General features: G+C 64.4%; 9 protein-coding genes and 1 pseudogene. All 10 read right to left on the bottom strand.

Translation table 11 applies throughout. From position 1 onward, the window contains the following. A pseudogene (locus WBA11_RS17870) lies at positions 1 to 89 on the bottom strand (30S ribosomal protein S4); the annotation flags it as partial. A gap of 179 nt (positions 90 to 268) precedes the next feature. Continuing rightward, positions 269 to 682 (bottom strand): 30S ribosomal protein S11, encoded by a 414-nt coding sequence (gene rpsK / locus WBA11_RS17865; RefSeq protein ID WP_424521992.1) that lies wholly within the window; start codon positions 680 to 682, stop codon positions 269 to 271. 126 nt (positions 683 to 808) lie between these two features. After that, entirely contained in the window at positions 809 to 1,189 is a 381-nt protein-coding gene (gene rpsM / locus WBA11_RS17860) for a 30S ribosomal protein S13 (protein ID WP_424521991.1), read from the bottom strand. A 68-nt stretch (positions 1,190 to 1,257) separates the two neighbouring features. Continuing rightward, complete coding sequence (gene rpmJ, locus WBA11_RS17855) at positions 1,258 to 1,374, bottom strand: 50S ribosomal protein L36 (RefSeq protein ID WP_095510537.1); 117 nt, start codon at positions 1,372 to 1,374, stop codon at positions 1,258 to 1,260. Positions 1,375 to 1,515: 141 nt separating this feature from the next. Next, the gene (gene infA, locus WBA11_RS17850; RefSeq protein ID WP_095516158.1) at positions 1,516 to 1,734 is read right to left on the bottom strand and encodes a translation initiation factor IF-1; all 219 of its coding nucleotides are present in this window, start codon (positions 1,732 to 1,734) and stop codon (positions 1,516 to 1,518) included. Positions 1,735 to 1,768: 34 nt separating this feature from the next. After that, positions 1,769 to 2,614, bottom strand: coding sequence for a type I methionyl aminopeptidase (map, locus tag WBA11_RS17845; RefSeq protein ID WP_424521990.1), 846 nt, complete (start codon positions 2,612 to 2,614; stop codon positions 1,769 to 1,771). Further along, entirely contained in the window at positions 2,615 to 3,952 is a 1,338-nt protein-coding gene (gene secY / locus WBA11_RS17840) for a preprotein translocase subunit SecY (protein WP_424521989.1), read from the bottom strand. Positions 3,953 to 4,012: 60 nt separating this feature from the next. Further along, positions 4,013 to 4,471, bottom strand: coding sequence for a 50S ribosomal protein L15 (rplO, locus tag WBA11_RS17835; RefSeq protein WP_424521988.1), 459 nt, complete (start codon positions 4,469 to 4,471; stop codon positions 4,013 to 4,015). Between the two features lie 178 nt (positions 4,472 to 4,649). Continuing rightward, complete coding sequence (rpmD, locus tag WBA11_RS17830; RefSeq protein ID WP_424521987.1) at positions 4,650 to 4,829, bottom strand: 50S ribosomal protein L30; 180 nt, start codon at positions 4,827 to 4,829, stop codon at positions 4,650 to 4,652. A 56-nt stretch (positions 4,830 to 4,885) separates the two neighbouring features. Beyond that, on the bottom strand, positions 4,886 to 5,446 hold the full coding sequence (gene rpsE / locus WBA11_RS17825) for a 30S ribosomal protein S5 (protein ID WP_424521986.1): 561 nt from the start codon (positions 5,444 to 5,446) through the stop codon (positions 4,886 to 4,888). Between the last annotated feature and the right edge of the window lie 46 nt (positions 5,447 to 5,492).

The following is a 5,492-nucleotide window of genomic DNA, read 5'->3' as shown; positions in this document are numbered from 1 at the left end:
GGCTTGCGCTCGAGCGCCTTGGAGGGTCCGAAGATGGGCTCGCCGAAGCGGCGCGCGATCTTCTGCTTGGGTCCGCGGTAACGGGCCATGATCGTTGTGATATCTCGTGAGTGAGCGCTCGGTGGCTACGAGCGCGATGAACTACGTGCGGTCCGTCCCCGACCCAAGGGCCGAGACGGGCGCAACCGGGCTTCTGCCCGCGCGGTCGGTCTGAATCGAGGACGAGATTAGGCCAGCGTGGAGCCGGCTTCGATCCGTCCTCGAGGGCTCAGACGCGGCGACGCTTGGGCGGCCGGCAGCCGTTGTGTGGGAGCGGGGTGATATCCCGGATCGAGAGAACCTCGAGGCCGGCGATCGCGAGCGCACGGATGGCGCCTTCGCGGCCGGAGCCGGGTCCCTTGACATAACAGTCGACGCGACGGAGCCCCAAGTCGTAGGCCTCCTTGGCCGCCTCGGTGCCCGCGACCTGCGCGGCGTACGGCGTGTTCTTCCGCGAGCCGCGGAATCCCATCTTGCCCGACGAGCTCCACGAGATCGTGTTGCCGTACGCGTCGGTCAGCGTGATCAGGACGTTGTTGAACGACGCCTTGATGTAGCAGTTACCGTTCGTCTCGACCTGGACCTTCTTCGAGCGTCGGTTGGTGCGGGCCGGACGTCCGGCGCCTCCTTGTTGCTTTGCCATGTCAGTGTGGGCCGAGGCCCCAATAGGTGTTGGATCAGGTGCGGCGCGTCAGGGGTGACCTTCGTCCTCGAGGACGCGGTGCCTGCGTGCGTACGCCGAAGCGACGGGCGGTCTGCCCGCGGCGAGTTACTTACGCGGTGCCTTCTTCTTACCGGCGACCGTCTTCTTGCGGCCCTTCCGGGTGCGGGCGTTCGTCTTGGTGCGCTGGCCGCGGACGGGCAGGCTCCGACGGTGACGGAGACCGCGGTAGCAACCGATGTCCATCAGCCGCTTGATGTTGAGCTGGGTCTCCGTGCGGAGCGAGCCCTCGACGACGTAGTTGTCCTCGATGAGCGAGCGGACGCGGCGGGTCTCCTCCTCCGACCACTGGTCGGGAAGCGTGTTCGGATCGACGCCGGCGCGGTCCAAGATCTCCATGGCGCGGCTGGTGCCGATCCCGAAGATCGAGGTCAGCGCGACTTCGGCGCGCTTGCGGCCGGGGACGTCAACTCCTGCGATACGAGGCATAATGCTGGATGCGTGTGTGTGAGGGCGGGAGAGCTACGAGTTGATCCGCTCGCGCTCGCCGGACGCCTCTACCCCTGGCGCTGCTTGTGCTTGGGGTTCTTCTTGTTGATGATGTAGATGCGGCCCTTCCGGCGGACGATCTTGTCGTCGGCGGACCGCTTCTTGACGCTGGCGCGAACCTTCATGGATCTGTCAGTCTTGAGGACAAAGGACGGCCAAGGTTTCGGCCGGCTTGGAAGAACGCCTTTTCCCCGTGGCGTTGTGCCGCAGGAGACGTGAAAAGCCCGCCCAACTCGGGTCCTCGAGGACGCCGACCTCGAGGGCGGCTACTTGTAGCGGTAGACGATCCGACCCTTGGTCAGGTCGTACGGGGACATCTCTACCGTGACGCGGTCGCCGGGAAGGATGCGGATGTAGAACTTCCTCATCTTGCCGGACAGGAGACCCAGGATCTCATGACCATTCTCGAGCTCCACGCGGAACTGAGCGTTGGGGAGGGCTTCGGTGACTTTGCCGTCTTGTCGGATCGCAGGCTGCTTAGCCATTCGGACGCGCGGAGCGCGGGTGGTTGCTAACTATCTAAAGTGCGACGGTGTCCGCCGAAACGGGAGTGTCGCCGCGCACCGTCGCGAGCGCAGCTTCGATCTTGTCGTAGGAAGAGAGGATCTCGGGCTGCCCTCTCTGAACGAGCACCATGTGCTCAAAGTGCGCGCTGGGCGCACCATCGGCCGTTCGGACCGTCCAGCCGTCGCCGTCGACGGTGACGTCGCCCGTGCCGCCGTTGATCATCGGCTCGATGCAGATGGTCAGGCCAGCCTTCAGCTTTTTGCCGACGCCCTTGCGGCCGATGTTCGGGACGTTGGGCGGCTCGTGCAGGTTCTTGCCGACGCCGTGGCCGACCAGGTCTCTCACGATGCCATAGCCGCGCGCTTCGCAATACGTCTGCACCGCGTGACCGATGTCGCCAACTCGATTGCCAGCGTAGGCTTGGCTGATCCCCTCGTAAAGAGAATCACGTGTCGCGTCGAGTAACTCTTGGGTTTCGGGCGCGATCTCCCCTACTGCGAATGTATAAGCGAAGTCGCCGAAATAGCCGCCGAGCTCGACGCCGCAGTCGACCGACACGATGTCGCCCTCACGGAGTGGCTCCTCGCTCGGGAAGCCGTGCACGACGACGTCGTTGACAGAGATGCACAAGCTGCCCGGAAACGGGGACGTGTCTCCGCCCATCCGGTAGCCCTTAAATGCGGGCCGTCCACCTGCGTCACGAATGATCTCTTCCGCCGCCTGGTCCAAGCGAAGCGTATCGACGCCCGGCTCGATCAGACTTGCAGCCGTCGCGAGAGCTCGCTCGACGACGGCCGCCGCCTCGCGGATGCCGGCAACATCCGCGTCGTTCTTGAGAGTGATGCGCCCGGAGGCCATCTAGCGCCGACGGCCGCGCACACGACCCGTCTTCATGAACCCGTCGTAGTGGCGCATCAGCAAGTGGCTCTCGATCTGCTGCAACGTATCGAGCGTCACGCCGACCAGAATCAAGAGACTCGTGCCGCCGAAGAACTGAGCGAAGCCTTGCTGGACGCCAAACTGCGCCGCGATGGCAGGCAGGATGGCGACGAAGCCGATGAACAAAGCGCCCGGGAGCGTGATGCGCGTCAGGATCGTGTCGATGAACTCGCTCGTCTGGCGACCCGGACGGACACCAGGGATAAAGCCTCCCTGCCGCTTCATCGTGTCGGCCATCTCCTGCGGGTTCACCGCGATGGCCGTGTAGAAGTAGGTAAAGAAGACACAGACGACGAAGAAGATCAGCGAGTACCAGAAGCCGAAGATGTCTCCGGTCGCTGTGCCGACCGTCTGCCAGAAGCCGCTCTCGGGGAAGAACGCTGCGATCGTGCTCGGGATGAACATGATCGACTGTGCGAAGATGATCGGCATGACGCCCGCCGCGTTGACGCGCAACGGGAGGTACTGGGTCGTTCCACCGAACTGCTTCCGCCCGATCACGCGCTTGGCGTACTGGACCGGGATTCGCCGCGTGCCTTGCGTCACAAAGACGACGCCGGCGGTCACCAAGAAGAGCGCCCCGATCTCAATCAGGAAGATGAAGATGTTCGTATCGGCCCGTCCGATCCCGCCGATCTGCGGCAGCTCGTTAAGGAGGGACTGCGGCAGGAAGGCGATGATGCCGATCATGATGATCAGCGAGATGCCGTTGCCGATCCCCTTCTCTGTAATCCGTTCACCGAGCCACATCACGAAGACGGTACCGGCCGTCAGACAGATCACACAGATGAGCGTGAACGCCCAGGCTGGAACGACGATCGCTTGCCCGGACGTCGCCTGCAGATTGATCGCGTAACCGATCGACTGGAGAGCGGTGATACCGACCGTTCCATACCGCGTCCACTGCGTGATTTTGCGGCGTCCGTCCTCGCCCTCACGCTGCAGCTTCTGAATCGGCGCCCAAACGGCCCCGAGGAGCTGAATAATGATGCTCGCCGTGATGTAGGGCATGATGCCCAACGCGAACACGCCCGCTCGGAAGAAGGCGCCACCGACGAACAGGTTGAAGAGGCCAAACAAGCCTCCCTGATTGCCGCTGGTGTCAGCGAGCTGCTGGAGAGCAATCGCGTCGACACCCGGAAGCGTCACGTAGGACCCGAGCCGATACACGACCAGGATGCCCAGCGTAAAGATGATCCGCTGCCGAAGCTCGTGGATCTTCCAGATGTTGCGAAAGGAATCGACGACCGAAGCCATGAATGCGTGGGGTGTCCGAGACAGAGTCCGACCTCGAGGTCGGTCCGCCCCGGCGGTGGGCTAGTCGACGACGGTGGCGCTGCCGCCGGCCGCTTCGATCTTCTTCTTGGCCGAGGCCGAGAACGCGTGAGCGTGAACGTCGAGCTTGACGTTGAACTCGCCGTCGCCCAGGATCTTGTACCGGCCGTTCTTGCCGCCGATGCCGAGTGACTTCAGCGCCTCGGGCGAGATCGTGCCGCCGTCCTCGATGCGTCCGTCCTCGACGAGCGCCGCGAGACGCGACAGGTTGATCGGGTCGTAGGCGACGCGGTTGCGGTTCTTGAAGCCGTACTTCGGGACGCGGCGCTGGAGCGGCATCTGACCGCCCTCGAACCAGACCGGGATCGAAGCGCCGGAGCGGCTCTTCTGACCGTTGTGTCCCTTAGTGGCGGTGTCGCCGTGGCCGGAGCCCTCGCCGCGGCCAATCCGCTTGCGCTTCTTCGTCGAGCCCTTGGCGGGCTTCAGGTTGCTGAGATCCATTTTGGTGTGGCTAGTAACGCCGGCGGCCCAAGGCGCGTCCGACTCGCAGATCCGTCCTCGAGGTCGAGCGACGGGACGTCCGGGGACGCCTGAAAAGATAGGCCGGTCACGCGTCGTCGCGGACCGGCCTCGATTCGGTTTTCGGTGAAGCGCGTCGGCCTCGAGGACGAGCCTCGGGCTACGCCTCCTCGACGCTGACGAGGTGCTGCACCTTCGAGACCATGCCTCGAATCTGGGGCGTCGCCTCGTGCTCGACCGTCCGGCCGATGCGTCCCAGTCCGAGGGCCTCGATGGTCCTCTTCTGGTCGCCGGCGCGACGGATCGTGCTCTTCGTCTGGGTGATCTTGATCGTTGCCATTGGAATAGTCGGGGTTCAGGGGAGCGTCGAGGCCGATCATCAGCCTCGAGGTCGCTCTATCCCTCGAAGACCTGCTTGATGGTGATCCCGCGGCGAGCGGCGACCTGACCAGCGTCTTGGAGCTGACCGAGAGCCTCCATCGTGGCCGAGACCTGGTTGTGCGGGTTCGACGAGCCCTGGCTCTTCGAAAGCACGTTGCGGATGCCGGCGCACTCGAGGACGGCGCGGACGCCGCCACCGGCGATCACGCCCGTACCGTCGCTCGCCGGCTTTAGGAGAACCGTGCCCGCGTCGTGGACGCCGCGGACGGCGTGGGGGATCGAGCCCGTCCCGGTGACAGGCACCGCGATCAAGTTCTTCTTGGCGTCCTCGGTCCCCTTCGAGATCGCGTCTGCGACCTCGTTGGCCTTGCCGAGACCCTGCCCCACCTTGCCGTTTCCGTCACCGACGACGACGACGGCGTTGAAAGAGAAGCGACGGCCGCCCTTGACGACTTTTGCGACGCGGTTGATCGAAACCAAACGCTCGATCAGGTTGGATCGGTTCGCCTCGTTGTCGCGCCCGTCGTTGCGACGACCACGGCCTCCGCGACCACCTCGGTTTTGCTGCTGTGCCATAGGATTGGGGTGCTTAGAGCGTGAGGCCGCCTTCGCGGGCGCCCTC

Source organism: Rubrivirga sp. (assembly GCF_049648075.1).
Classification (GTDB): Bacteria; Bacteroidota; Rhodothermia; order Rhodothermales; family Rubricoccaceae; genus Rubrivirga.
The sequence above is the reverse complement of the archived record's forward strand: the minus strand, read 5'-3'. Positions and strand labels throughout refer to the sequence as shown.

Excerpts from the sequence above, each read along its gene's own strand:
- rpsK (WP_424521992.1), bottom strand. The coding sequence starts at position 682 with ATGGCAAAGCAACAAGGAGGCGCCGGACGTCCGGCCCGCACCAACCGA.
- rpsM (WP_424521991.1), bottom strand. The coding sequence starts at position 1,189 with ATGCCTCGTATCGCAGGAGTTGACGTCCCCGGCCGCAAGCGCGCCGAA.
- rpmJ (WP_095510537.1), bottom strand. The coding sequence starts at position 1,374 with ATGAAGGTTCGCGCCAGCGTCAAGAAGCGGTCCGCCGACGACAAGATC.
- infA (WP_095516158.1), bottom strand. The coding sequence starts at position 1,734 with ATGGCTAAGCAGCCTGCGATCCGACAAGACGGCAAAGTCACCGAAGCC.
- map (WP_424521990.1), bottom strand. The coding sequence starts at position 2,614 with ATGGCCTCCGGGCGCATCACTCTCAAGAACGACGCGGATGTTGCCGGC.
- secY (WP_424521989.1), bottom strand. The coding sequence starts at position 3,952 with ATGGCTTCGGTCGTCGATTCCTTTCGCAACATCTGGAAGATCCACGAG.
- rplO (WP_424521988.1), bottom strand. The coding sequence starts at position 4,471 with ATGGATCTCAGCAACCTGAAGCCCGCCAAGGGCTCGACGAAGAAGCGC.
- rpmD (WP_424521987.1), bottom strand. The coding sequence starts at position 4,829 with ATGGCAACGATCAAGATCACCCAGACGAAGAGCACGATCCGTCGCGCC.
- rpsE (WP_424521986.1), bottom strand. The coding sequence starts at position 5,446 with ATGGCACAGCAGCAAAACCGAGGTGGTCGCGGAGGCCGTGGTCGTCGC.